Here is a 24,571-nt window from a genome sequence, read left to right as displayed (position 1 = left end):
TTGCAATCCGCTGGCAGTGTGCAACACAGTTTGCACACTGCGCTGGAGCTTGCTTACGTTGCCAGCGATAGATAAATCGCCAGCGCTCCCAGCAGGCAAGCCACCAGTGCCGGTGCATAGTGGATGGCTCGCGCCTTTGTGGTTCGCGACGAACTATCGATAGTTTCCAGTGACGACAGCCGCTGTTCAACGGCGCGAAGCAGAGTTTTCTGCTCAATATCAACCTGCTGCAGCTGACTGATCGTTGCAGATTGCTGCGCTAATGCAGCCTCCGCCGTCTTGGCGCGGTCGGTCAATAGATGCATCTGCCTGGCCAAGTCAGCACGCTCAGCTTCCAGAACATCCACGCGGCCGGCAAGTACGCGATTGCAATTGTCGAGCGCTGGCAGTTGCTGTGAGAAGGCCTGCGTCTTCTGCAACAGTTCAGTTATCCGAGCATCATCAAGGGTTCGATGCTGTGCGAGTCGACCTGTCTGATCGGTAAGAACTTTAACGTTGCCTTCCAGTTCCTGGGTGCGCGAAGTCGCCGACTGTTGATTTTGCTCATGTCTGGTCAACTGTGCATTGACAAACTGTTCATGGATTTCTTTTTCTTCGCGCCATGCTTCACAGTCAATCATGCGCAGTTCCAGACTATCGACCATGTCTTGCTGTTGTAACTGGTCGCAGACCTGCTGCTGCAATTGGTCAAGGAAAGCTTTGACCACGACTTTTTGATTGCCATCGAGGGTTTTTGTATCTGCCGTGACCATCGCGATTTTGTTGACCAGCGCCTCATTGAATCCCTGCAGCACCTGGTTTTTCTGGGTCATGACCTTCAACATGACTTGCAGCACTTTCTGGGTGACCACGAGACTGGCGCCCAGTCCCTGAACCAGAATGGCCAGCTCTTTATCGGTGTTACCTGACAACCCCGAGGTGAGCTGGCCCCACCAGTTCCGGCTCTCCAGACTGTTCATCAGTGAGCCAGCCTGGTCTTTGACTTCTGAACTCTGGCGTGATGCCCGTTCTATGTCCAGAACCGCCTCTTCAAGGGCTCGCGTGAAGTCCCTGATCTCTTGGTGGTTGGCGGCTGTCAGGATACAGTCGGTACGTCGCATTACAGCAGAAAGCCTGGCGGGGGTGTTATGCATGTTCATAGGCGTGCTTCTCGAATCAGGAGCGGATAATACGCAGAGTGAGAGGGTCGATCGCGGCAATGGGCTCATGAATCGACAACGTACGGGTATAAGCTTCCATCTGTCCCAGAACCATCAGTTCTGACTCGATGTAGCCACCCAGATCGCCAATCAGCGCGAGTTCGTTTTCTGCGACGATGATGAGTTGCTCACACGCTGCGCGCTCAGCGTTCAGCACCTCCACTTGCCCGTCCTGGAAGGCGATGACTGCGTTGATAATGCGGGTCATGAAGCCCTGCAGGGCATGAGCTGAAATGCCGAAACCCACGGCAGCGACGGCTGCTGAGATGTAAGGCGCGAAGGCGGCCAAGGTGCCACCTGTCTGTGCTACCAGCCATTTTTCCAGCATCAGGTCGAACGAATCCCATATCACCAATGAGCCGCTAATGATGACGGTTTCACTGATTTTGCGGACGAGCTCCTCACGGGGCATCGTCTGCGCCCCTTTGTAGAGCTGCCAGCTGTTGTTGGCCAAATCGAAAAGGTTGCGCGCCAGGTTGTAGATCTGGCCGATGGTCTTGGACAGGGCGTTGACGATGAACTCGGCAATACCACGCAAGAGCTGTAGCGGGTTTTCCAATACATTGCGCAATACTGCGAGGATCTTCTTCAACATCCGATCTACGCGCACCTTGATCTTGGCGACGCCGCCACTCAACACGTCTACCAGTTCATCTTTGATGGCTTTGATTGCAGTCGTCGTCAGTCGCTCGAAGATGTCATAACCAACATTCTTGAAAGCCTCGCCGGCTGCACCGGCCGCTAGAGAAATGGTCGCCCCCGATGTGTCTTTGATCTTCTTCGCTTCTTGGTTGCTGCGGGTGCCCTGTTCAGTAGCCAGCTCTTCCTTTCTGTTCCTAAGCCTACCGTCGGACAATGCCTGCTCTCGCTTGGCATCTTCGTCCGCAGAAGAATTTGTCTCGCTCTTGCTCACGTCCTTGAACTGAGCAAAGTTCTCCCTGATCAGATGGGCTTCCAATGCGGCGGCGGTCTCTTTGGATTCCATATTGATGAACCGGACGGTGCAACCGGCTTCCATCACATCGGCGAGTTTGTAAGGCTCTGCTCCAGGTTTCTGCCCCTGCTTGTATTCGTTGAAGTGGCCGGCATTCCAGCGCGATTGCATGTTCTCGCTGTCGCCCACATACACAGGCTTATCGTATTTATCGAAGACAACATAGACGCCGGGGGCGTTGGGCATTTTCTGCTTGAAATCATCCGGTCGTTGGCCATTCTCGATCGTGAACTTGCCATCGAACTTCAAGGTTGCCAGCGATGAAATGCCATGCGTCAGGCTCTTCTGAATCATCTCTTTCCACGCCTGGCCGCGATTTGCGACCTGCATGACGGACTGGGCCGAAGTCGCTTTCAAAGCTTCTTTGGCCTCAGCACTGAAATCGGTGTGGTTGGCGTTCGGAGTGGCGTTGCGTTTGTTACGGTAGCCTGCCACCAACTTGCGGGTCACGTTATCGATAGCGCGATCGACTATAAGGTTGGCCATGGGTGGCAAGGTCGCCAAGGCTGCATCCTGAGGATTCGGGGGCAATATCGTGCTGAAAGGTGCTTGAAGTTCGCTGGCCACGCATTCGGTCCTTGTTAGTGAGGCGTTTTGTTTGATGTTTCACAAGAGAAGTGGAGCCATATCGCATAGTGGCAATTAGCTGGCTAATGCTTGGATGGTGACCGGATACGCCAGGCGCGACAAGTCCAATAAGCAACAGAGTGACTTCAGGACCGTACGCCTGGAACGAACGAGCCGAATGGTGCCGGGCGCAACCGGGCGCGGCACGAGGACTGGATAGCAGAGCAAACGCTAGCGATATCAGCAAACGCCGGGATGAGCAGTGCTGAATAGATGGCGGCGGAGGTTATTCACGCTCTGCCGCAAGTGCCCCTATCGATTACTCCACGCACAGTTTCGGGGTAATAAGGATTTCCCCGGAAGCGTCGGCGTTACTTGTCCCTTCGACATTGTGCGCAGGATCTTTACGACCGCTCCACTCGACGGGATACGGCCCGGTCGGGGCCAGTATCGTTTGCATTCGAGTCATGAAATCAGCGTCGCTTCGGCCGTAGAAAACCCACTCTCGACGTTGCTCACCGGTCACTGTGCACACCCACTTCGCCAGGCCGTTTTCCGTTGCGGCCGACTTTAGCAAAGCTTCCATTTCATTCATGCGCACCAGATCGCGAGGTCGCGGCAGGAATTTCCGGGAAGTGTAGTTCCAGCGGATTTTCATCTTGAACGGCAACGCTTGCTGCTCCGCCGCAGAAATTTTGTTGGCAGTGTGGTAGCTCATGGGGCTTGGGATATCCGGGTAGTCGGAATCCTGTAGAGGGAACTCCCCCGGATCGGCGAGACGTGCTTGTGTATAAAGATCAGGACCAGTGCCAAGAATGGCCTTGAGTGCCGCATCTCTTTCGTCATTACGGTCAACCACACAGTCCTCGTAAGCGGCACTCTGGCTTGGGCCTTCATCCAGGCACGGGTCGCGTTCGACCGGCGGCGGTGGATGGGAGCATCCAGCGTTGAGCAGAGCTGTTGATGCCAACAGCATTAGCAGCGGCAAAGTGCGATTAAGGGTGTTTCGGTCGTTGGATTTAATGCGATTCAAAAACGTGCCTTCCTTGGGAGGGGCGGGGGAATAGTTTGGCGGCGAGAGGCGTGCCGGAAATGCCTGATTAATGCCGTTTATCAAATCAGCGACTTTTTGAAATCACGCTACTCATGTATTGATTCAAGTCGCGAAAGTCTTCAACGCTCCAGACGTGCGGCGCTATTTTTACGCCGTTCTCGCGCAGGGTTCTCGGAATCAAGTCGCCATTGGGGCGAAGGATGATCGAGGAGACGATGACCCCCGGATAATCATTCAGGCGTTTCTTGAAGGCGGTTGTAGTCAGGTCAGGTGTCGGCGGCTGGCTTTTATTTGCCAAGGGGCCTGTTGCTTTGATATCTGCTCCGTGGCACATCGCACATCGCTGTAGAAAAAGATTCTTGCCATTGGCGTTATCGGCAACGGACAAAGATGTTTGAACGATTGACAGAATTCCAAGCGCCGCGATGAGCAGTACTTTCATTTTTTCACGTGTCCTTGTGGCGGACCGGGCAATTCGGTCCGCATTTTACGATCATTGTTCCAAGTCACCGATTGCAAGAACAGCGGGTGCGTATTTGAGGTACCACTGACGTTGACCAGTGACAAGGTCGCTTGAACTCTTGAGTTGAGTTTCGGGCATGGAGGCGAAACTTTCTTCCCTGTGGTTAATGCGCTTCACTTGGCCGTTGATAACCTTGTAGAGCGCCCACCCCTTGCTTTCCATGCACAGACGACTGCCTTCATTGATGATTTGCGCTTCGGAGTCGCCCAGTGAACGCCTTACCTGCACACCTTGACCATTCTTGTTGTAACTGGCGACCTGAAATTGAACGCAGGCATTCAGGCTTTGGCTGAACTGAGCGGATGAAGGTTTGTTGTTCTGTGCCTTGAAATAGACGCTGCCATCTTTGAAGTCCATATCCGCCCGATCGGACTCGACACTTTGTGCGGTGCTTGAATAACTGTTGTGTAGTGTCGAGGGGGAAGCACAGCCGTTGAGCAGGCTACCGACCAAGGCAACCATTAACAGCGAAGGGGAAATGCGCATCGAGACATCCATGGAAAATTGTATGAGTGAATCCGTATTGCCAACACGGACTCATGCAATTTGCGATTAACTGGCTTTGGCAATCGCCGCTTTCAAATCAGCAAGTCCAACCACCAAGGGTGTAGGCAGCCCTTGTTTTTCAGCGGCGATGAGCCATTCATCGAGACTGTTTTTAACCCTTTTTGCTGCTTTCAGGAGATCTGGCGCGGCGGTAATCAGCCTGGCATTAGCGTTTGACGCCGTGCCGAAACTGTAACGCCCTTCATGCAAGTCCACGCTGCTCATGGAGCAGATCGAAAGGTTCAAACTGCCAGGACTGCTAACTTCGGCTGTCTCATCCAGAACCCAAGGTCCCGGTGTATGTGTGAATTCGCTCAATAGCCTGCTCCGTGATGCTCAATGGTTCGCGTGATTCAGGGCGGACCGGACAACCGGTCCGCATTTTACGATCAGCTCTGGCAGAAGCGGATGCGGTTGCCGAAGGGGTCGTACACTTCCAGGACCTTGCCCCAGTCCTGTTGCATAACACTCGGACGTCCGTATCCGTAGCGCTTGTTCAATAATTCTTCGCCGAACGATTCGATGTTATGCATCGGCACAAACACCGTCGAGCCTGGACTTGCATCGCCATGATGTTCGGAAAGATGCAGTTGCAGGCCATTGCGGCTGATCCCCAGGTAGAGCGGTAGATCCGCTTCGAACCGGTGCTCGAACTCGACATTGAAACCGAGAAAGTCGAGGTAGAACTCGCGGGCTTTGGTTTCGTCGAAAATTCGCAGGATAGGAATGGCTTTATCGAAGGTGATGGCGGATTCGGGTATTGCCGCAGGCAGCATTGCCGATGCGGTATTCCAGTCCTTGTAACCCAACTGCTGCGCGACTGTTTCCAGTGCTGCGCAATGGGTCATCGCTTGATCGCGCGACTCCAGTGCGGCGCGCAGCCGTTTGGCCATCTGCTTGGCGTGTTCGATTGAAAGCATCGTATCTCCTGTGGTCGAGATATTCTGGTGCTCGCGTTGCCAAACCTCGACTTCAAGAAATGCGCAGGGATTTGGGGAAAAGAAGCAATGCTTTCACCTTTCCTTTCGGAAGCGAGCGGCAGGCAGCATCAGCCTGCGCCGATGATACACAGCGGCCCAACACAACGAAAGCCGCTCCCACGCCCCTGTAGGAGCTGCGGCACGTTGCGATCTTTTGATCTTTGAATGCAAGATCAAAAGATCGCAGCGTGCCGCAGCTCCTGCAAGAGCGTTTGCAAAACCAGACCGGGACGCGCCTTCACTCACCACAGGCGCGCTTCAGCTTCATCGAATTTATCGGCGACTTTCAAAAATGTATCTGCCCATCCGCTGCTGAGACTGAGCTCTTGAAGCGGTCCGGTAGGAGCGAAAAGCACGGCGATGTGAAGCTTGTCGGGTAGCGCGCCAGCTCTGAGCGAATGAAGCAGCAACTCCAGTTCGGTTTTTGCCGCATCCTTATCCGCCCACGAAGACCAGCTGAAATCATTGTCAGGAAGCGATACCAACTCGATCGAGGCTTCCAGTACCTGGATGAGTAGTTCACGAGGACTGCTGTGTTGTGGGAGGCCCTGAACCAACTGTTTCGTACTGGTAGTTTTCAAAACGCATCCTTGGCCTGGTAGTGCAGATGTTTGAGTGACTTCGCAGTTGGTACTCAGCTTGCGGGGCGCAGCAGCAAGATGCCCTCAAGCCTGGGAGCGTTCGATCTCATGGGCCAGTCCCGCAGCGTTCTCTCGCAACTTGCTGAATTCTTCGTTCAGCTCGACATGGTCTGACTTCCATGAAAGCACCCGACCATCAAAGCGCTGGCCGAGAACGACGTCGTTGAAAGAGCCCATCCCGCCATAGGCCTTCAATAGATACTCGATCCCTGAATAATCAGACTGCAACAATCGGCTTCGGGCGTTGCGCATCCACAAGCTCCAGTGAGTATCACCATCGCTCTCAAGCAACGTTGCGAGCTGCTCAAGCGTGCCGATCAGCTCTTCTGTTTTCGGTCCCATTGCTGCCTTCGCCAATGAAGTTTTAGCGCTTACTTTATCTGAAACACACTGGAAATGAGCTTCAATGCTTTTTCCCCATCAGCCTCATAAAGTCCGTGCAAATGCGTCTGATCAGAAAGTTGATACAGGCGGAAATGGTTATAAAACGCTTGCCCAAGCCGCTGACTCTGGAACTTGCCCTGACGCCAAAGACTGAGAAAGTCAGCATAGGCAGCACTCTCGATTTCAAGTCTTAAAGGTTTGTCCATTCAAGCCACCGTCTCGAAAAAGTGTCAGAGCAAACTCCACGAAACCCCGACATAAACCCCCATCCCTTCACCCGGCGTTGAACGCGCGGCATCCAGTCCTTTGTCGTCATAACCCGGCGTAACTGTCGCCGCGTAGTGCTTGTTGGTCAAATTGCGCATGTCCAGCCAACCTTGCCAGTCGCCCTTCGGCGCGTTGTAGCCAAGGGTAGCGCCGAACAATGCGTAAGGATCGGCGTAATAACTGTCTGCGTAATCCACGGCAACTTTGGAAACCAGTTGGGTATTTACCGCGGCGAAGAAACCTTGCGGCCAGTCATAGCGCAATTCACCCTGGTAGTAGTGCATCGGCAAGCCCGGCAAGCGGTTGTCACCGAAGCGATCATCGTCGCGGTAGTGGAAATCGCTGAAGGTGTAGGCCTGACGCAGGCTCAACTGGCGGCCATCGGCAGCCGACCAGAGTTTGCTGTTGAGGCTGGCTTCAATACCTTGGTGCACAGTCGGGCTGGCGTTCAACTCATAAGGCGTGACGGCATTGGCATCCGGCAGCACCGAGAGCAGCTCATGCCGCACTTGCGCGTAGTACCACGCCAGGCTCCATTCGCCAACGGCACTGTCGCCGCGGCCACCCAGTTCCAGCGTGGTCGCTGTCTGGTTTTGCAGCTTGACCGGATCCTTTTGCGTGCCGGTTGCCGCGCCGTTGCCGGCCGGGAAGCGCACGTTGGTGCTGTAGATCAGCGACCACGGGTGCGGTGCTTCGACCGAGCGGCTAAGGTTGCCGAACACTTGCAGGTCGGGGTTGATCTGGTAGCGCAGACCGATACGCGGGGCATAGTCCCAGTCGTTCATGCTGGTTTTGCCGCCGCTCTGCGGGTAGGTCACGTCACTTTCTCGACGGGTGTAGATGGCGGCAAGCCCGGTGGTCAGCCAGAGGTCGTCGGCGAGTTCCAGGTCATTGCCCAAGTGCAGAACGGTGTCCGAACCCTGATACGTGAAGTCGCGCATTTTTGTGCCCGACGCATAACCGGCGGTGTTGCCGGACGGAACTCGCACGAATTCGCTGGCGCCGTCATTGGGCAAATGTTTGGTCACGCGCAAGCCGAGATTGCTGCGGCTTTCCATGCCGAAAATCGTGTCGCGGCGTTTGTAGTCAAAGGTACCGCTGACGTCGGTGTAGGCGACTTTCAGGCGGTTCGGGCCTTCGCGCAGGTCCATCGGGTAATCGTGATAGACCAGGCCGGTCTGGATGCTCGAGTCGTCGTCGATGTACCAGGTGGTTTTGTTGCCGATGAACGTGCTGCCCGGTTGCTTGCGGCTGTCGTCGCGCGCCACATAGGACGGATTCGCCGCTCGCGACGAGTGTTCGATAGAGTGCTTGGTCACGCGGCCGGCGAGGTCGTTGTCGGTTTCGCGGTAGCGGATGTAGAAGCGCGTTTCCAGGTTCGGGTTGAAGCGATAGCCGAAGTTGGCGATCACGCCTTTGCTTTCGCTGGCGGTGTGATCCTGATAACCGTCGGCGTTGGCGTCGGTCAGCGACACGTAATAGTCGAAGTCGCCCAGTACTTGTCCCGAGCTGACCTGACGCTGCTGATAACCATGGCTGCCGGTGGCGTAACGCACTTGCAGTTTCGGCGCGTTGTAACCGGTGTGGCTGACGTAATCGATGGCGCCGCCGAGTGCCAGCGAGCCGCGATCAAAGCCATTGGCGCCGCGCAACACTTCAACGTGATCGACCCACAGTGGTTCGAGCAATTCATAGGGTGTGCCGCCGGGGCCAGTCAACGGCAGGCCATCGAGCATGGTGAACAGCCCCGAGGCATGGGCGCCCGGTGCGCGGTTGATGCCCGAGCCACGTACCGAAATCTTCACCCCTTCGTTACCCGCCGACTGCGCATAAACCCCAGGTTGATACGCCAGCACATCCTGATTGCTCGCCACGCGGCCCTGCAAAGGCTGGCGCATATCGACGACGTTGGTGCCGCCGGGCACCTGTTCGAGTCGGGTTTTGGCTTCTTCGACGCTTGCGTCTGAACCGCTTTGCTCGTCGGCCGAAATCAGCACTTGCCCCAGTTCCAGACCTTGAGTCTCGGCCATTGCCGGGCAGGCGAGGGCCAGGCCCAGCAGGGCGGTGGGCAGGGATTTGGACGCGGGCATCGAAAAAACTCCAGGCAGACAAGGGCAAGGCAATGAACAGTGCGACGCAATAAAGAACGAAGGAAACACATGGCAATTTTGCTTTTTGCCGGGTCATGGCAAACGGCACGTCATGAACTAACCTCACGTGTCTGGTTTGTCCCGTCAATCAACACTCTGTTTCTGCATTTATTGGAGAGAGGCCAAGGTCATGGCAAAAGGCAAAAAGAAGGCCGCCACGGCGCCTGAAAGTCCGAAGCTGAAAAACAAGGATTACCTCGAGCATTTGCGCAAACTGCACGTCGAACTGGTCAAGTTGCAGGAATGGGTGATTGCCAAGGGCGTTAAGGTTTGCATCGTTTTCGAAGGCCGCGACGGCGCTGGCAAGGGCGGGACCATCAAGGCATTGACCGAGCGCGTCAGCCCGCGTGTCTTTCGCGTGGTGGCGTTGCCGGCGCCGACCGATCGCGAGAAAAGCCAGATGCACGTGCAGCGCTATCTGCCTTATCTACCGGCGGCAGGCGAAGTGGTGATCTTCGATCGCAGTTGGTACAACCGCGCCGGTGTCGAGCGGGTGATGGGCTTCTGCACCGACGAACAGGCTGACAAATTCCTCAAATCGATTCCGTGGGTCGAGCACGCCATCGTTCAATCGGGAGTGATCCTGCTCAAGTACTGGCTGGAGGTCAGCCCCGAAGAGCAGACCCGCCGGCTTGAGGCGCGCATCAACGACGGACGCAAAACCTGGAAACTGACGCCGATGGACCTTAAGTCCTACAGCCGCTGGTACGACTACTCACGGGCGCGGGATGAAATGTTCAAGCATTCCGACACCGAACACGCGCCGTGGCTGGTGGCCGATTCCAACGACAAGCGCCGCGCCCGGTTGAACATCATTACCGATGTGCTCAGCCGCATTCCTTATGAAGATGTGAAACGCGACAAGGTCGAATTGCCGAAACGGCAGAAGCCGGGCAAGTACCGCGATCCGGATTATCCGTATAAACGCGTAGCGGCAAAGTTCTGACGAATTGCGCCAGACACAGTGGGCGGCTGGCCAGCAAAAAAACCTGTAGGAGTGAGCCTGCTCGCGATAGCGGTGTGTCAGCCAACACATCCGTCACAGACAATCCGCTATCGCGGGCAGGCTCACTCCTACAGAGGCGGTGGTGTATCCATCATTGCTGATCGGCGAAGCCCTTTGGAAACAAGTAGTCCATCCGTCGACTGCGCTGAACCATCGCGATCTCGTTTCTTTCTACCCGTGGAGCCCTTCACGAGATCATCCCTGATGTTCGATCAGCGCAAACAAGACAAATTGGCGGCATGGCGAAAACTGGCGACGCAAGCGCAGATGCGTCTGGACCCGGAACAACAGTACGACGAACTGCTCAAGGCCGCCGATGAAATGGAAGAGCAAGGTCTGATCACCAGCGCCGAGTGGCGGCAGTTGGTGCGTGATGCGGGCAATGTGTTTACCGCCGAATTGGGTCGATCACCCAGCTAAAACGCTCAGGTTACCCGACCCTTTTTTGATTTCAGCTGTACACCTCTGGAGTCCTGCAACAGCCGAGCAAACGCGATTTTGTCGATCGGCCGACTCATGAAGTACCCCTGCACCTCGTTGCATTGATCGACCCCGAGAATATCCAATTGCTCTTCGGTCTCGACGCCTTCGGCCGTCACGGTCAGGCCCATGGCTTTGCCCAGGCCGATGATCGCCTGCACCACCGCGCGATCATTGGTGCCGCTGCTGATCGAGGCGATGAAGCGCTTGTCGATCTTGATCCCGTCAAAAGGATAAGCGCGCAGGTAACCCAGCGATGAATAACCGGTGCCGAAGTCATCCATGTTCAGGCGCACGCCGAGTTCTTTCAGGGCATTCATGGTGGTCAGGGCGCCGTCGGTGTCGTTGAGCATCACGTTTTCGGTGATCTCCAGTTCCAGGCGACTGGCCGGGAAACGGGTTTGCACCAGCACTTCGCGAACATCCTCGACCACATCGCTGACCGCAAACTGCGCGGGCGACAGATTGACCGAGAGCAGAATGTCTTCCGGCCAGCCCAGCGCGGTTTCGCAGGCCTCGCGCAGCACCCAGCGGCCGAGCGGGACAATCAGATCGGTCTGCTCCGCCAGCGGGATGAACAGGTCCGGGCCGAGCAATCCCTTGGTGGGATGCTGCCAGCGCACCAGCGCTTCGACCGAAACGATGTGCTTGCCATCGATCTTGTAGCGCGGCTGATAGTGCAGGATGAATTCGTTGTGTTTGAGCGCGTGGCGCAGGTCGTCTTCCATCTGCCGGCGGGTCTGGATCTGATCGCTCATGTGCGCTTCGAAATAGCACCAGGTATTTTTGCCCTCGGATTTGGCTTGATAGAGGGCAATGTCGGCGTAACGGATCAGGTCGCTGGGTATGTAGCCGTGGCGGCGACTGAGGGCGATGCCGATGCTGGCGCCGATGTGCAACGGATGCTGCTCGAAGACCACCGGTTGATGCAGGCTGCCGATCAGGCGGGTGCAGAACTTGTCGATTTCATGATGGCTGTCCATGCCGTTGAGCACCACGATGAATTCGTCGCCGCCCAGTCGCGCGACGATGTCATGTTCGCGGGTGCACTCACGCAGGCGCACGGCGACTTCCTGCAGCACGGCGTCACCGGCCGGGTGGCCGAGCGAATCGTTGATCGGTTTGAAGTTATCGAGGTCGATCATCAGCAGCGACAATGGCGGCGCGTGCTCCTTGAGCAGCAGCGCTTCATCCAGATAACGCGCGAGTTTGTTGCGATTGGGCAGGCCGGTGAGGGCGTCGTGCATCGACAGGTGCTGGATCTGCGCATGGGCGGCGACTTCGTCGGTGATGTCGCTGGCGGTGCCGCGATAGCCAATGACCGCGTGCTTGTCGAAGATCGGCCGCGCGGACAGCCGACAGTGGCGCTGCTGGCCGGAGTGGTCACGGTAGGTGCAACGCAAGTCACTGGCGCTGTTCTCCTCGGTGAGGTTTCTCAGCCACAGTTCCAGTGGCGTGGTGTCACAACTCAACAGGTGGCGGATGTCTTGCCCCAACCACAGGGTTTGCGGGTAACCGGTCACTTCGCTGAAGCGCGCCGACAGGTACGTCAGCGCGAGGGCGCGATCGACCTCCCAGATCCAGTCGGACGCGGCTTCGGCCACGGCGCGAAAGCGTTCTTCACTGGCTTCCAGTTCGCGGTTGGCGTTTTCAAGCGCTTGATTGGAGGTTTGCATGACGGCAAAACTCTGGTCGACGTACTGCGATGATCGCAAGGCGTGACGGAAGAAGTACGCGGTCAGCAGCATCAGCACCACAATCGTCGCGCCGAGTGGCGGCAGCAATGACCACAATAAATGTTGCCCGGGCCGTTCCAGATCAGCGATCAGGCTGTAACCGGTGCTGTCCAGCGGCACCCGAGGGCGCTGCGGGTCGATGGTCTCGTCCGGCGCCAGGGTCAGGTTGTTCAAGCCGTAACCGCTGCCAATCAGACGCAACTTGGTCGGTGTGAGTTTGTCGACGAACACCAGCACCGATGAGGTCTGTGGGTCGCCAAGGGGCCGCTCATCGTTGGGAATGATCGCCGCCGCCGACACCAGCGCCGGCCAGCCTTCGAACAGTGAATAGCGGCTGACCGGTTTGGTCAGATCACCTTGGCCCAACACTTGATCGAGTAACTCCGTGGCGCTCACCTGAACGAACGCGGGCAGCTCGGCATCGACCATTTGCCCGCGCACCACCGCGTAACGGGTGCCTTCGCGGTTCAGCACGAACACGCCGTCATAGCCGTCACTGGTGAACAGGGTTTTGCCGAGGTTCTGCTCGGTGTAGGCCCAATCGGTGTCGACCTGACCGCTCAAATGCTCGTAGGCGGTGGTCCAGTAGGCGTAGCTGGTGATGTAGTTTTTCGAGGCAGTGATGCGGTTTTCCAGAGCGCGAGCCGAGTAAAAGCGGGTTTTGTTGATCTCTTCGCTGTCCAGGCGCTCGGCGATACCCAGCAAAGCGACCGCCGCCGCAATCACGCCACTGACGAACAGCGCTCCGACCGCGAAGGCCAGGCGGCGAGTGACGGCGCTCTGGCGCGGTGGAAGCGGGGCTGCATAGCTGGAAATGTCCATGTGCTCGTCCTTGATCCGCTGTCTTCTGAATCTAGAACCCTGGCACGGGCGCAATGTTCAGATTCTTCTGGGCGACTGCACTGAAAGCGTAGTGAAACCCGCGCGAATTGCCTCCCCAAGTGCAGGACGCCGATCAGCGGCCAATCCCGAAAGGGCAAGACTTCCCGCGCAAAAACCGGATAATGGCGGCCATTCGTTTAGCCGTATTCTGGTAATCCCGCATGGAAATCAAGGTCAACTTTCTCGACAACCTTCGACTTGAAGCCAAGTTCGACGACTTCACGGTGATCGCCGATCAGCCCATCCGCTACAAGGGCGATGGTTCGGCACCGGGGCCGTTCGACTACTTTCTGGCGTCGTCGGCGTTGTGTGCGGCTTACTTTGTGAAGTTGTACTGCGACACGCGCAACATCCCCACGGAAAATATTCGCCTGTCGCAGAACAACATCGTCGACCCGGAAAACCGCTACAACCAGATCTTCAAGATTCAGGTCGAGTTGCCGGCGGACATTTCCGAGAAAGATCGTTTGGGCATCCTGCGCTCGATCGATCGCTGCACGGTGAAGAAGGTCGTGCAGACCGGCCCTGAGTTCATCATCGAAGAAGTCGACAACCTCGACGCCGATGCCCAGGCGCTGTTGATGCCGGTTGCAGGTTCGGACGCTGGTACTTTCATTGCCGGCAAGGATCTGCCGGTGGAGCAGACCATCGCCAACATGTCGGGGATTCTGGCTGACCTGGGCATGAAGATTGAAATTGCCTCGTGGCGCAACATCGTGCCCAACGTCTGGTCGCTGCACATTCGCGATGCGCATTCGCCGATGTGCTTCACCAACGGCAAGGGCGCGACCAAAGAAGGCGCGCTGGCCTCGGCACTGGGCGAATTCATCGAGCGCCTGAACTGCAACTTCTTCTACAACGATCAGTTCTGGGGCGAAGAGATCGCCAACGCCGAGTTCGTGCATTACCCGGACGAGCAATGGTTCAAGCCTGGCCCGAAAGATGAGTTGCCGACGGAAATCCTCGACGAGTACACCCAGAAGATTTACAACCGCGATGGCGAGCTACGCGGCTCGAACCTGTTCGACACCAACTCCGGCAACACTCAGCGCGGCATTTGCTCGCTGCCGTTCGTGCGCCAGTCGGACAATCAAGTGGTGTACTTCCCGTCCAACCTGATCGAAAACCTCTACCTGAGCAACGGCATGAGCGCTGGCAACACCCTCGCCGAAGCGCAGGTGCAGTGTCTGTCGGAGATCTTCGAGCGCGCGGTCAAACGCGAAATCCTCGAAGGCGAAATGGCTTTGCCGGACGTGCCGCAAGAAGTGCTGGAGAAGTACCCGAGCATCCTCGCCGGCATCAAAGGCCTGGAAGAGCAGGGCTTCCCGGTGCTGGTCAAGGATGCATCGCTGGGCGGCGAATTCCCGGTGATGTGCGTGACCCTGATGAACCCGCGCACTGGCGGCGTGTTCGCCTCGTTCGGCGCGCACCCGAGCCTGGAAGTGGCGCTGGAACGCAGCCTCACTGAATTGCTCCAGGGCCGCAGTTTCGAAGGCCTGAATGACTTGCCGCAGCCGACCTTCTCCGGTCAGGCCGTTACCGAGCCGAACAACTTCGTTGAGCACTTCATCGATTCCAGCGGTGTGGTGTCGTGGCGTTTCTTCAGTGACAAACCTGATTTCGAATTCGTCGAGTGGGACTTCTCGGGCCAGGGCGAAAACTCCAACGCCGAAGAAGCCGCGACGTTGTTCGGCATCCTCGAAGACATGGGCAAGGAAGTCTACATGGCGGTCTACGAGCACATCGGTGCCAAGGCCTGCCGGATTCTGGTGCCGGATTACTCGGAGATCTACCCGGTCGAAGACCTGATCTGGGACAACACCAACAAAGCCCTGCAATTTCGTGCCGATATCCTCAACCTGCACAACCTGAGCAAGGTCGGCCTGCGCAATCTTGCCCAAGGCCTGGAAAACAGCGAGCAGGACGATTACACCGAGATCACTACGCTGATCGGCATCGAGTTCGATGACAACACGCCGTGGGGCAAGCTGACCATTCTGGAACTGCGCCTGCTGATCTGCCTCGCCTTGCAGAAGTACGATCAGGCCAAAGACCTCGTCGAAGCCTTCCTGCAATACAACGACAACACCGTCGAGCGCGGCTTGTTCTATCAAGCGGTCAACGTGGTGCTGGAGATGGAACTGGACGAGGATCTGCAACTGGAAGACTACGAAGCCAACTTCCGCCGCATGTTCGGCAACGAGCGCATGGACGCGGCGATTGGTTCGGTCAATGGCAGCGTGCGCTTCTACGGCCTGACGCCGACCAGCCTGAAGCTGGAAGGTCTGGATCGGCATCTGCGCCTGATCGAGAGTTACAAGAAGCTGCACACGGCGCGGGCCAGTTTTACCGCCCGGTAAATGAAAACCCGTGGTGAGGAATGCCTTCACCACGGGTTTTGCGTTCACTGCAACGGCACGTAGATGTCCGTTTGCCATTGCTCTTGAAGCGTCTCGGGATAGCCGCTCTGGTAACAGAAAAACAGCGGCTGATCTCTGAGTGCGCTGGGTTTGCAGTGCATGGAATAACCCTTAGGTCATGGAGATCCCTGAATGCCTGAAAAAATCGTCAAATCCAAACTGGTCAACTTTCTGGTGGCCGACGTTGAAGTGAATTACGAAGAGGTCGGCAATTTCTACGACAGCGTCGGCGCCGGCAATGTGAACGTGCTGGCCGGGGTGATGCAATCGTTCCAGCAAGCCTATGGTGGCCTGTGGGTCGGCGGCAGAATGCGATTGACCAAAACCGCACTGCACCTCAACGCCAACGCCATGAACCGCTTGGTGCAGGACGGCACGCTGGACATCGAGATTCCGATCGGAATGATCAAGGGCGTGTGTATCGACGGCGGTTTCATCACTCGGATCATCCGCCTGGATACCGATGCCGGGTGCGTGATGTTTCGTTGTTTTGGCGCGAAGGAAGTGGTTGCGCTGATCGAAAAGATGATCGTGCCGCGTGTTTCGTTGGCGGTGCTCAAGCGGGGAATGCATCGAAATCAGTGACAGATTTGGCGATCACCTGGCGGGCGAAATGGCCCCAAGAGCGCCTTCTAGCCCCTGAAAAATAATAACTGGCTGTTTTAAAACAAATTTTTTTCATTTTTTGCTTCACAGATGCAACGAATGTTGGTAAATTGCCGCGCATTCGCACACAGACAGTTACACGGTGTGAGATACAGGGGCGTCGCCAAGCGGTAAGGCAGCAGGTTTTGATCCTGCCATGCGTTGGTTCGAATCCAGCCGCCCCTGCCATATTCAAGAAAACGCCAGTTCGCGAGAACTGGCGTTTTTTTATGCCTGCGATGTGTTAAATGCTGGATCTGCCGAGGCCATCGCGAGCCGATCCAGCCCATTCACCGTCGATTCAACCTGCCAACTCGACTTTCTGCCCCCGCGCCCAATCCGCCACCAGCCGCGCCGGTGTCCCGCACACCTTGCGCTTGTAGACGAAGTGGTGGCATTTCTCGGCAAACCCGCTGCGGTTGTAGAGCATGTCTTCCTGCATTTCTTGCAGCTCGCTGTCGCGGCATTGCTCAATCAGCACTTGATCAATGCGCGACTTGCGCTCGCGCACGGCGGCGTAGGTCGGATCGCTAAGCACGGCATTGGCGCGTTGCAGCAGCCATAGGGCAAACTCATCCGGGCAGCGCGGGCCGACTTCCTGAACCATGCCCAATTGCAGCGCCTGATGGGCGCTGACCGGCAGGCACGCCTGGGTCAATTGCTCGGCCATTGCCGGTCCGACTGCGCGGGGCAGGCTGTACGTCCAGTATTCCGAGCCATACAAACCCATGCTCTTGTAGTGCGGGTTGAGCACGATGTCGGCCCGCGCGAAGACAATATCAGCCGCCAACGCGAGCATCACACCGCCGGCGCCGGCATTACCGGTCACGCCACTGACCACCAGTTGCCGCGCACTCAACAGCTCTACGCAGACATCATCGATCGCCTGAATATTCGCCCAGGCCTCGGCGCCGGGATCTTGCGCCGCCTGAATCACATTCAGATGCACGCCATTGGAAAAGCTGCCACGCCCGCCCTTGATCAGTAGCACACGCGTGTCGCGCGACTTGGCCCAACGCAACGCTTCGACCATGCGCTGGCACTGCTCGGTGCTCATCGCGCCGTTGTAGAACTCGAAGGTCAGCTCGCCGACATGCCCCGACTCCCGATAACGCAGCGGTTGATACGCCTCGTCGCTGAACGGCTGGCTGGCGATCGACCAGTCCAGTCTCGGCACATCGGCCAATTGCCCGGCGAGCACATGCCGCGCCGGTTGCTTAAAGGTTTCTTCACCCGGTTGTGGTTTGCGCCGTAGCGAACCGAGCCACACGCTGTGATCGCCTGCCGCCACCAGTACCGCATCGTCGTGCACAGCGAGAATCTCGCCGGGCAGGCCGCTGCGCGTATCCAGATGTGCGTCGTACACGTAATACTGGCCGCCGGCGAGGCTTGCCAACACCCCCGGCTGGCCATCGGCAGCATCGATGCTGCGTTTGATGAAGCGGGCGCAGTCGTGCCAGCTGAAGCTGCGATCCACCTGTTTCATGTTCGGTTGCAGGCGGCCGCGGACGGTCGGATTAGCGTAATCCAGCGGCACCGGCACAAAGCCGTCGACGAATTTCTCCACCACCTCGCGAATGCAACGAATCGCCGCATCGCTGACCCGACCGTTGTACAGCTCAGATTTGCGCAGCCCCGACGGCAGATTGAATTCGCACGTCGCCCAGACCGGGCCAGCGTCCATTTCCTCCACCGCTTGCAGGGCGGTGACACCCCAGCGTGACAGTTCGTTGCTGATCGCCCAGTCCAGCGCGTTGGCACCACGATCGCCGACGATGCCTGGATGAATGATCACCACCGGACGTTGCGTGTTGCGCCATAACGCTTGCGGTACGCGATCCTTGAGGAACGGGCAGATCACCAGGTCCGCACCGCTGTGTTCAATCTGTTCGCATACCGCGGTTTCGTCGGTGAACAGGACGACGCTGGGCGAGTGCCCGGCCTGACGCAATTCCAGCCAGGCGCGTTGCGTCAGGCCGTTGAACGCCGACGACAGCAGGATGATGTTGAGTGGTCGCATGAATGTTCTTCCTTGAATGGGATCAGCCGCGGGCTCCCAGTGAGCCGTCCCTGGCCTTCGATGGAGCCGGAAGATTAATCAGTGTCCAGGCGTGCACTCGTGACCAGGGTCAACGTTGTGTTGGCCAGCATTTCTGCGGTGATGAAAGGTGTTATGCAAAATAGTTTGTTTATGATGATTTTTTATTCCTTCAAATGTTTTCGACGCTATTGCACAGTCGCGCCTGATCAGAGCCGGACGATCCCGGCAGAACGATGATTTTTCGCAGCGGGTGGACCCCGTTTCAGGGAGCAAGGCATGGGTGGGCATAACCCGCATTACCAGATCATTGGGCAAATGTTCCAAAAGGACTATCGCTGGCTGTGCGCGGCTGTCGGCCGCACGTTGGGTTGCCCGCACGGTGCGCAGGACATTGCATCGGAAACGTTTCTGCGGGTTCTGGCGCTGCCTGATCCAACGGCCATTCTTGAGCCGCGCGCACTGTTGACCACCATTGCCCGGCGCTTGGTCTATGAAGGCTGGCGTCGCCAGGATCTCGAACGTGCCTATCTGGAAAGTCTGGCACTGGCGCCGCAACCGGTGCATCCATCGCCAGAAGAACGCGCGCTGGTGATCGAGGCGTTGCTGGCGGTGGATCGCCTGCTCAACGGTCTGTCGGCCAAAGCCAAAGCGGCGTTTCTCTATCACCAGCTCGACGGTTTGACTTACAGCGAGATCGGCCAGCGTCTCGGCGTGTCGACCAGTCGCGTGCAGCAATACATGGTTGAAGCGTTCAAGCGTTGCTATCAGGCGATGCAGGCATGAGGCCCGACGAAACGCTGGTCGATGAGGCGGCGCAATGGATGGCGTTGTTGCAGTCGGGCGACGTCAGCCTCGGCGAGCGGGCGGCGTTCGATGCCTGGCGCACGGCCGATCCACGGCATCAGCAGATCATCGAGCAAATGGGCGGTGGGTTGAAACTGTTGCGCAATCCGAGCCTGAGTGGATTGCCACGCAACAGTCTGCTGCACAGTCTGAATGCGCCGTCGAGTCGTCGGCGTTTTATCAGCGGCAGTTTGAGCGTGCTCGGTGTTGCCGTGTTGGCCGGTTTGCTCGGTCGGCGTTACGGCTGGCTGCCCGAAGCGGGTGAGCTGTCGACCGGCACCGGAGAGCGGCGCGATTTCACCCTGCAGGATGGCAGCGCGTTGACCCTCAATGCGCGCAGCCGGGTGGTGCCTTTGTTCGACAGCACTCAGCGGTTGCTGGCACTGCGCAGTGGTGAGTTGCTGGTCGACGTCGCCAAGGATCCGTCGCGACCGTTTGTGGTCGAGACCGAACACGGTCGCATGCGCGCGTTGGGGACGAAGTTTCTGGTGCAGCAGGGCGACGATTCCACGCGTCTGGTGATGCTCCATTCGCAGGTCGAAGTGCTCACGGCGGGTGGCGCGCGGCAGGTGGTCGGTGCGGGTGAGAGTCTGACTTTCAACGCGGCTGGCGTGCTGTCCATGGAGCGCAGCAGAGGCTACGAAGGCGCCTGGACGCAAGGTCGGCTGGAGGTACGCGACCGTCCGCTCAGTGAAGTCATCGACAGCCTGCGTCGCTATCGGCGGGGCATTTTGCATGTCAGTCCGCAGGTCGCCGATCTGCGCCTGAGCGGTCTCTATCCGCTGGATGACAGTGACCGCACGTTGCAATTGCTCGAACGTTCGCTGCCGATCCGCGTGACCTGGCACAACCCCTATTGGGTCTCCATCGCCCCCCGCGCCAACCCCCTGTAAGCAGCTTTCAAGATCTGCGGCAGCGCGGTGCGTTCTATTCGGTTATAGGGATATGACTTCTTGGCCTAAATGCCGGCCTATAAAAAGCGCCGGCCCGCTGCTCATTCCCTGCAGATGCCTTCAACAGGGAAGCCCCTCGATGTTCTCATTCAAACAACAATTACCTCGACTGACCCTCGCCGCTGCACTGGCCATGGGTGTTGCGCCGTTGCCAGCACTGGCGCAGGAAGCCGTTGCGGCGGTGTTCACGTTCGACATCGCCAGCGGCCCGCTCGACGAAGTGCTGCTGGATATCTCGCGGCAGACCGGCGTGCCGATTTCCTTCAGTCAGGATCTCGTGCAAGGCAAGCGCAGCCCGGCGGTGCGGGGTGCCTTGGGGGGCCGGCAAGCGGTGGAAAAGGCCTTGCTCGGCAGCGGCCTGCAAGTCGAGCAAAGCAATCAGGGTTTGAGCATTCGTGAAGCTGACGCTGCCGCACCAGTGCCAGCCAAAGTCACTGCCGTGGCGCCCGTCACCAACGCCGATTACCGCATGGAAAAAGTCACCGTCACCGGCTCGCGCATCGCCCGAGCACAGAGCGACGGCGCGACGCCCGTCAACGTCATCACCCATGAAGAAATGGAAGCGCGCGGCTACAAGAACGTCTACGACGCCTTGGCCACCCAGACGCAAAACACCGGCATGACCCAAGGCGAAGACTACGGCAACACCTGGCAACCGGCCGCCAGCGCGCTGAACCTGCGCGGCCTCGGCCCCAACCATACGCTGGTGCTGATCAACGGCCGGCGTGTGGCGGATTACCCCACGCCGTACGACGGCAAGGTCAATTTCACCAACCTGGCGAATATTCCTTCAGCGGTGATCGAACGCATCGAAATTCTCAGCAGCGGCGCCTCGGCGATCTACGGTTCGGATGCGATCGCCGGGGTGGTCAACATCATCCTCAAAGACAAGATCAACGGTGTCGACGTCAACCTCAAGGGCGGCACCAGCGAGCGCGGTGGCGGCGACAACCAGCGCTTGCAGATCAGCGGCGGCGGCAGTTGGGGGGATTTCGACGGCCTGTTCGGCCTCGAGCTGACCAATCGTGACCCGATCTGGGCCGATGACCGTGGCTTCATGCAAAGCGGCCCGTTGGCGGATGTCGGCTACCGCCGCGATCTGAGCAACAGTCGCTATCTCGGCCCGGGTTGCGGCGCCTATCAGGGCACGTTCGACAACAAGTTGTTCAACAGTGGCGGGCGTTGCCGCACCGATCAGATGTACAACGATTACTGGACCGTGCAGACCCAGAAGGAAAACTACGACGGCTACACGCGTGGCACCTGGCATTTCAGCGACAGCGGCCAGGTCTTCGCCGACTTGATGTACGGCCTTGACCATATCCAGAACAACACCCGTGGCCCGACCTTCACCTCGCCGGACTTCATCAATCAGAACAGCGGCAATCTTGAGCGCTGGTATCGGCGCTTCGGCGAAGAGGAAATCGGCGGGCGCACCAGCAATAACAGCAAGTGGCGCGACACGTCGTGGACCGGCACCCTCGGTCTCTCCGACAAGATCGCCGACACCGGCTGGAGTTACGATCTGGCAGCCAATCGCTCGGAATATCGCAGCGTCAGGACCACCCGTTATACGCCGCTATCATCGATCCAGGATTTTTACCTCGGTCCGCAGTTGGGCGTGAGCGGCGGTTATCCGGTGTTCGCCCCGGATGCCTCGCGGCTCGACCGGCCGCTGACGCCGCAGGAATGGCAGCAGTTTCGCGGCAACCTGACCCAGAGCAGCAAATCGGTGTCGACCAGTTACAACGCTTCGGTCAATGGCGATCTGTTTGATCTGCCGGCCGGCCCGGTGGGGTTTGCCGGTGTGCTGGAGGCGGGCAAGCAGGAATACCGCGTCGACCCGGATGACGGCCTCAACGATGGCAGTTTCTACGGCGTCAGCCCGGCGCAAAGCTCCGGTGGCTCGCGCAAGCGTTATGCGGCGGGCGGCGAGTTCAGCATTCCGGTCACCGACACCGTGCTGGCCACGGCGGCGGGGCGTTGGGATCAGTACAAGTTCAGCGGTCGCACCGAGCAACAGAAAACCTACAACCTCGGTCTGGAGTGGCGTCCGGTGACCAGCCTGTTGCTGCGCGGCAGTTACGGCACCAGTTTCCGCGCGCCGGACCTCAACTACATCTATCAATCCGACAGCAACGGTTACTACCCGGCGCAGATCGACTACTACGGTTGCAGCCAGGGCGTGGAGGGCGCCTGTGATCGCGGGCGGGTCGATTACACCCAGAGCGGCACCGCGAATCTGGAGTCTGAACGGGGTAAATCCTGGACGTACGGGTTTGTCTGGTCGCCGTCGCGCAACTTCGATTTCTCTACTGATTTCTGGCGTGTGGAGATCGACGATTTGCTGACCACCGTCGACGAAAACCGTTTGCTGCAAGAAGAAAACGAATGTCGCAATGGCATCCAGGACATCAACTCGGCCAATTGCCAATCGACCCTGGCACGCATCGATCGCAACGCCGGCAACGCGGCCATTGATCCGAACCAGTTGCAGCGCGTGCGAGTGAATGCCATCAACGCTGCCAGCGAACGTGTCAGTGGCCTGGACTTCAAGAGCAACATCCGCTGGGGCGCCGGGCAATACGGCGCCTTCAGTTCGGCGCTGGGTTACACCCTGGTGCTGTCGCATTACTACAAGGAGTCGGACGAAGCACCGACCCAGGATTGGCGCACCTCGCGCACCAACTACGACTGGCGCAGCAAGGTCAACGCCAGCCTGACCTGGGATTATCAAAAAGCCACGGCGACGCTGATGGGCATTCGCTACGGTTCGGTCACCAATGGCGCAGGGGACGGGCGTTTGTCGCCCTGGACGGTGTTCAACGCCAGCGCACGTTACAAACTCAATGATCGGGCGAGTGTCGGGCTGACCGTGAACAACCTGCTCAATCAGGTTAAACACGATGAGTCGGCAGGCTGGCCGTACTACCCGACCGGCAACTATGACCCGTACGGGCGGCAATGGTGGCTGGACGTGAGTTATCACTTCGGCGGCTGAGGGCAGGTATCTCGCGTTTACGTCCTACGGAAAATGGCGGGTTTTGCGGCAAGCAGGGGATATTTCCGACGACCTTTTCAGGTTGGTCGTCGGAAGCGCGATCTATAGCATTGGATCTGACATTGAAGTCGCTGAGCAGCTTGAACGCTCAGGCTCCCAGATAAAGGATCGATTATGCGTACCCCACTCATTGAGCATGAAACCTCTGTTTATTCCCTGCGCAACTTCTGGATCGACGATCGCGCCAGATGCCCCATGGAGGATGTCGCGATGTCCACAGCAAAAGTGCCCCGGCTGACGGGGCTGAAGAAGGTCGCGGGCAAGCCTGTCGAGCTACTCGTGAACGGCCAGGACCTCGGTGACGACGCCATGCTGATTGTCCGCCTTACCGAGGAGGGCTTTGAGCTGAGCGACGTCGTCAACATGCTTTCAACTTCCGAAATGTACCTGCGCGAAGACATGGTCAAACGCATCACCGGCAGGTCTGTCAGAACCGTGCAGCGGCTGTTGAAGGAAGGCAAATCGATACGGCTCGACTCACAGCAGAGTGTTGTCGCCTACCAATATGCGCTGGTGCTGGAGATGGCCACTCGTGCGTTCGGGGGGCTGTCACAGGCGGAAATATGGATGCAGAAATCCATCCCTTACCTTAACGGCTACGTGCCGTTGGCGTTGACTCACCATCCGCTGGGTTTCCAGATGGTCGAGCAATACTTGTGTCGGGTTCTGTATGGGGGTTACCCATGAATCCTTTGCCCTGGGACGGTCACTGGTATGGCTGGCGCCTGGATCAGGAGGCCTATGGAGATACGTGGGACAGCGGGATGGGTTCAAAACTGAAGGGCGGTCGATGGAATGCGCCTGGCCGGCGAGTCGTCTATGCATCTGTCGACCCGTCCTCGGCCATTCTGGAGGTGGCGGCCAATAATAGTTTTGATGCACTGGACAGAGAGCCATATGTGCTGACGTGCTTTGAAGTCATCCGCGATGCACGGGTCAAAGTCGTTCAGCCTGAAGAGGTACCGAATCCTTACTGGTTGAGTCCCGCGTGGCCGTCGCCCAATCAACAGCGGTTTGCCGACGCTTTACTGGATGAGCATCCGTTTGTCCTGATTCCCTCGGCGGCAACCCGCCACTCGTGGAATCTGCTGGTGAGCTGCGACCTGGCAGCGGGGCAGTTCAAGATGGTCTCTCAAGAACGTTTTGGCCTGGATACACGGTTGCTGCGGGAGATGGCATCGGCTTGATACGGAGGCATG

General features: G+C 57.9%; 22 protein-coding genes, 1 tRNA gene and 1 pseudogene. 10 read left to right on the top strand and 14 right to left on the bottom strand.

The window, feature by feature from the left end:
- Window positions 1–53: 53 nt before the first annotated feature.
- The 11 genes from ACIPIZ_RS02955 to ACIPIZ_RS02905 form a co-directional block, all read right to left on the bottom strand.
- A complete protein-coding gene (locus ACIPIZ_RS02955) occupies window positions 54–1,139 on the bottom strand; it encodes a hypothetical protein (protein ID WP_146117571.1) in 1,086 nt (361 codons plus the stop codon).
- Between the two features lie 16 nt (window positions 1,140–1,155).
- Window positions 1,156–2,760, bottom strand: a complete 1,605-nt coding sequence (locus ACIPIZ_RS02950) for a GIY-YIG nuclease family protein (protein WP_401163868.1) — start codon at window positions 2,758–2,760, stop codon at window positions 1,156–1,158.
- Between the two features lie 319 nt (window positions 2,761–3,079).
- A complete protein-coding gene (locus ACIPIZ_RS02945) occupies window positions 3,080–3,793 on the bottom strand; it encodes a DUF695 domain-containing protein (RefSeq protein ID WP_401163867.1) in 714 nt (237 codons plus the stop codon).
- An 85-nt stretch (window positions 3,794–3,878) separates the two neighbouring features.
- The gene (locus ACIPIZ_RS02940; RefSeq protein ID WP_401163865.1) at window positions 3,879–4,256 is read right to left on the bottom strand and encodes a c-type cytochrome; all 378 of its coding nucleotides are present in this window, start codon (window positions 4,254–4,256) and stop codon (window positions 3,879–3,881) included.
- Between the two features lie 51 nt (window positions 4,257–4,307).
- Entirely contained in the window at window positions 4,308–4,823 is a 516-nt protein-coding gene (locus ACIPIZ_RS02935; RefSeq protein WP_401163864.1) for a hypothetical protein, read from the bottom strand.
- Window positions 4,824–4,889: 66 nt separating this feature from the next.
- Complete coding sequence (locus tag ACIPIZ_RS02930; protein WP_401163862.1) at window positions 4,890–5,201, bottom strand: hypothetical protein; 312 nt, start codon at window positions 5,199–5,201, stop codon at window positions 4,890–4,892.
- A 71-nt stretch (window positions 5,202–5,272) separates the two neighbouring features.
- Window positions 5,273–5,803 carry a glyoxalase superfamily protein gene (locus ACIPIZ_RS02925; RefSeq protein WP_401163860.1) on the bottom strand — a complete coding sequence of 177 codons (531 nt, stop codon included), beginning with the start codon at window positions 5,801–5,803 and terminating at the stop codon, window positions 5,273–5,275.
- A gap of 302 nt (window positions 5,804–6,105) precedes the next feature.
- Window positions 6,106–6,444, bottom strand: a complete 339-nt coding sequence (locus ACIPIZ_RS02920) for a hypothetical protein (protein ID WP_150648218.1) — start codon at window positions 6,442–6,444, stop codon at window positions 6,106–6,108.
- A gap of 84 nt (window positions 6,445–6,528) precedes the next feature.
- Window positions 6,529–6,846 carry a DUF6966 domain-containing protein gene (locus tag ACIPIZ_RS02915; RefSeq protein ID WP_401163858.1) on the bottom strand — a complete coding sequence of 106 codons (318 nt, stop codon included), beginning with the start codon at window positions 6,844–6,846 and terminating at the stop codon, window positions 6,529–6,531.
- A 29-nt stretch (window positions 6,847–6,875) separates the two neighbouring features.
- Window positions 6,876–7,094: a hypothetical protein gene (locus tag ACIPIZ_RS02910; protein ID WP_401163855.1), complete on the bottom strand. Its 219-nt coding sequence runs from the start codon at window positions 7,092–7,094 to the stop codon at window positions 6,876–6,878.
- Window positions 7,095–7,118: 24 nt separating this feature from the next.
- Window positions 7,119–9,245 carry a TonB-dependent receptor domain-containing protein gene (locus tag ACIPIZ_RS02905; protein WP_105708952.1) on the bottom strand — a complete coding sequence of 709 codons (2,127 nt, stop codon included), beginning with the start codon at window positions 9,243–9,245 and terminating at the stop codon, window positions 7,119–7,121.
- A 190-nt stretch (window positions 9,246–9,435) separates the two neighbouring features.
- On the opposite strand from ACIPIZ_RS02905, the gene ppk2 reads away from it, so the two are divergent.
- Window positions 9,436–10,251 carry a polyphosphate kinase 2 gene (gene ppk2, locus ACIPIZ_RS02900; RefSeq protein ID WP_105708953.1) on the top strand — a complete coding sequence of 272 codons (816 nt, stop codon included), beginning with the start codon at window positions 9,436–9,438 and terminating at the stop codon, window positions 10,249–10,251.
- 264 nt (window positions 10,252–10,515) lie between these two features.
- Window positions 10,516–10,731: a hypothetical protein gene (locus ACIPIZ_RS02895; RefSeq protein WP_064390300.1), complete on the top strand. Its 216-nt coding sequence runs from the start codon at window positions 10,516–10,518 to the stop codon at window positions 10,729–10,731.
- A 5-nt stretch (window positions 10,732–10,736) separates the two neighbouring features.
- Here the strand turns inward: ACIPIZ_RS02895 and ACIPIZ_RS02890 are convergent, their stop codons facing one another.
- Window positions 10,737–13,349, bottom strand: coding sequence for an EAL domain-containing protein (locus tag ACIPIZ_RS02890; RefSeq protein ID WP_401163851.1), 2,613 nt, complete (start codon window positions 13,347–13,349; stop codon window positions 10,737–10,739).
- 221 nt (window positions 13,350–13,570) lie between these two features.
- On the opposite strand from ACIPIZ_RS02890, the gene ACIPIZ_RS02885 reads away from it, so the two are divergent.
- Complete coding sequence (locus ACIPIZ_RS02885) at window positions 13,571–15,769, top strand: OsmC domain/YcaO domain-containing protein (protein WP_401163848.1); 2,199 nt, start codon at window positions 13,571–13,573, stop codon at window positions 15,767–15,769.
- A 44-nt stretch (window positions 15,770–15,813) separates the two neighbouring features.
- On the opposite strand, the pseudogene ACIPIZ_RS02880 reads toward ACIPIZ_RS02885, so the two are convergent.
- Window positions 15,814–15,909, bottom strand: a pseudogene (locus ACIPIZ_RS02880) (AraC family transcriptional regulator); the annotation flags it as partial.
- A gap of 52 nt (window positions 15,910–15,961) precedes the next feature.
- On the opposite strand from ACIPIZ_RS02880, the gene ACIPIZ_RS02875 reads away from it, so the two are divergent.
- Together ACIPIZ_RS02875 and ACIPIZ_RS02870 are read left to right on the top strand one after the other, a co-directional pair.
- A complete protein-coding gene (locus tag ACIPIZ_RS02875; protein ID WP_150648215.1) occupies window positions 15,962–16,414 on the top strand; it encodes a hypothetical protein in 453 nt (150 codons plus the stop codon).
- A 174-nt stretch (window positions 16,415–16,588) separates the two neighbouring features.
- Window positions 16,589–16,663, top strand: a tRNA-Gln gene (locus ACIPIZ_RS02870).
- Between the two features lie 112 nt (window positions 16,664–16,775).
- Here the strand turns inward: ACIPIZ_RS02870 and ACIPIZ_RS02865 are convergent.
- Window positions 16,776–18,494, bottom strand: a complete 1,719-nt coding sequence (locus ACIPIZ_RS02865) for a hydrogenase maturation protein (protein WP_401163846.1) — start codon at window positions 18,492–18,494, stop codon at window positions 16,776–16,778.
- 297 nt (window positions 18,495–18,791) lie between these two features.
- On the opposite strand from ACIPIZ_RS02865, the gene ACIPIZ_RS02860 reads away from it, so the two are divergent.
- The 5 genes from ACIPIZ_RS02860 to ACIPIZ_RS02840 all read left to right on the top strand — a co-directional run bounded on the left by ACIPIZ_RS02860 (window position 18,792) and on the right by ACIPIZ_RS02840 (window position 24,559).
- Window positions 18,792–19,298: a sigma-70 family RNA polymerase sigma factor gene (locus ACIPIZ_RS02860; protein ID WP_064390295.1), complete on the top strand. Its 507-nt coding sequence runs from the start codon at window positions 18,792–18,794 to the stop codon at window positions 19,296–19,298.
- Window positions 19,295–20,251 (top strand): FecR family protein, encoded by a 957-nt coding sequence (locus ACIPIZ_RS02855; protein ID WP_236430683.1) that lies wholly within the window; start codon window positions 19,295–19,297, stop codon window positions 20,249–20,251. Before ACIPIZ_RS02860 ends, ACIPIZ_RS02855 begins: the two co-directional genes overlap by 4 nt.
- 139 nt (window positions 20,252–20,390) lie before the next feature.
- On the top strand, window positions 20,391–23,312 hold the full coding sequence (locus ACIPIZ_RS02850) for a TonB-dependent receptor (RefSeq protein ID WP_122660637.1): 2,922 nt from the start codon (window positions 20,391–20,393) through the stop codon (window positions 23,310–23,312).
- A 270-nt stretch (window positions 23,313–23,582) separates the two neighbouring features.
- Window positions 23,583–24,059 (top strand): antitoxin Xre/MbcA/ParS toxin-binding domain-containing protein, encoded by a 477-nt coding sequence (locus tag ACIPIZ_RS02845; RefSeq protein WP_177330956.1) that lies wholly within the window; start codon window positions 23,583–23,585, stop codon window positions 24,057–24,059.
- Window positions 24,056–24,559 (top strand): RES family NAD+ phosphorylase, encoded by a 504-nt coding sequence (locus tag ACIPIZ_RS02840; protein ID WP_064390292.1) that lies wholly within the window; start codon window positions 24,056–24,058, stop codon window positions 24,557–24,559. The genes ACIPIZ_RS02845 and ACIPIZ_RS02840 overlap by 4 nt, the downstream gene beginning before the upstream one ends.
- Window positions 24,560–24,571: the final 12 nt, after the last annotated feature.

Source organism: Pseudomonas sp. NPDC087690 (assembly GCF_044743175.1).
Taxonomy (GTDB): Bacteria; Pseudomonadota; Gammaproteobacteria; order Pseudomonadales; family Pseudomonadaceae; genus Aquipseudomonas.
This window is presented reverse-complemented; position numbering and strand designations above follow the sequence as displayed.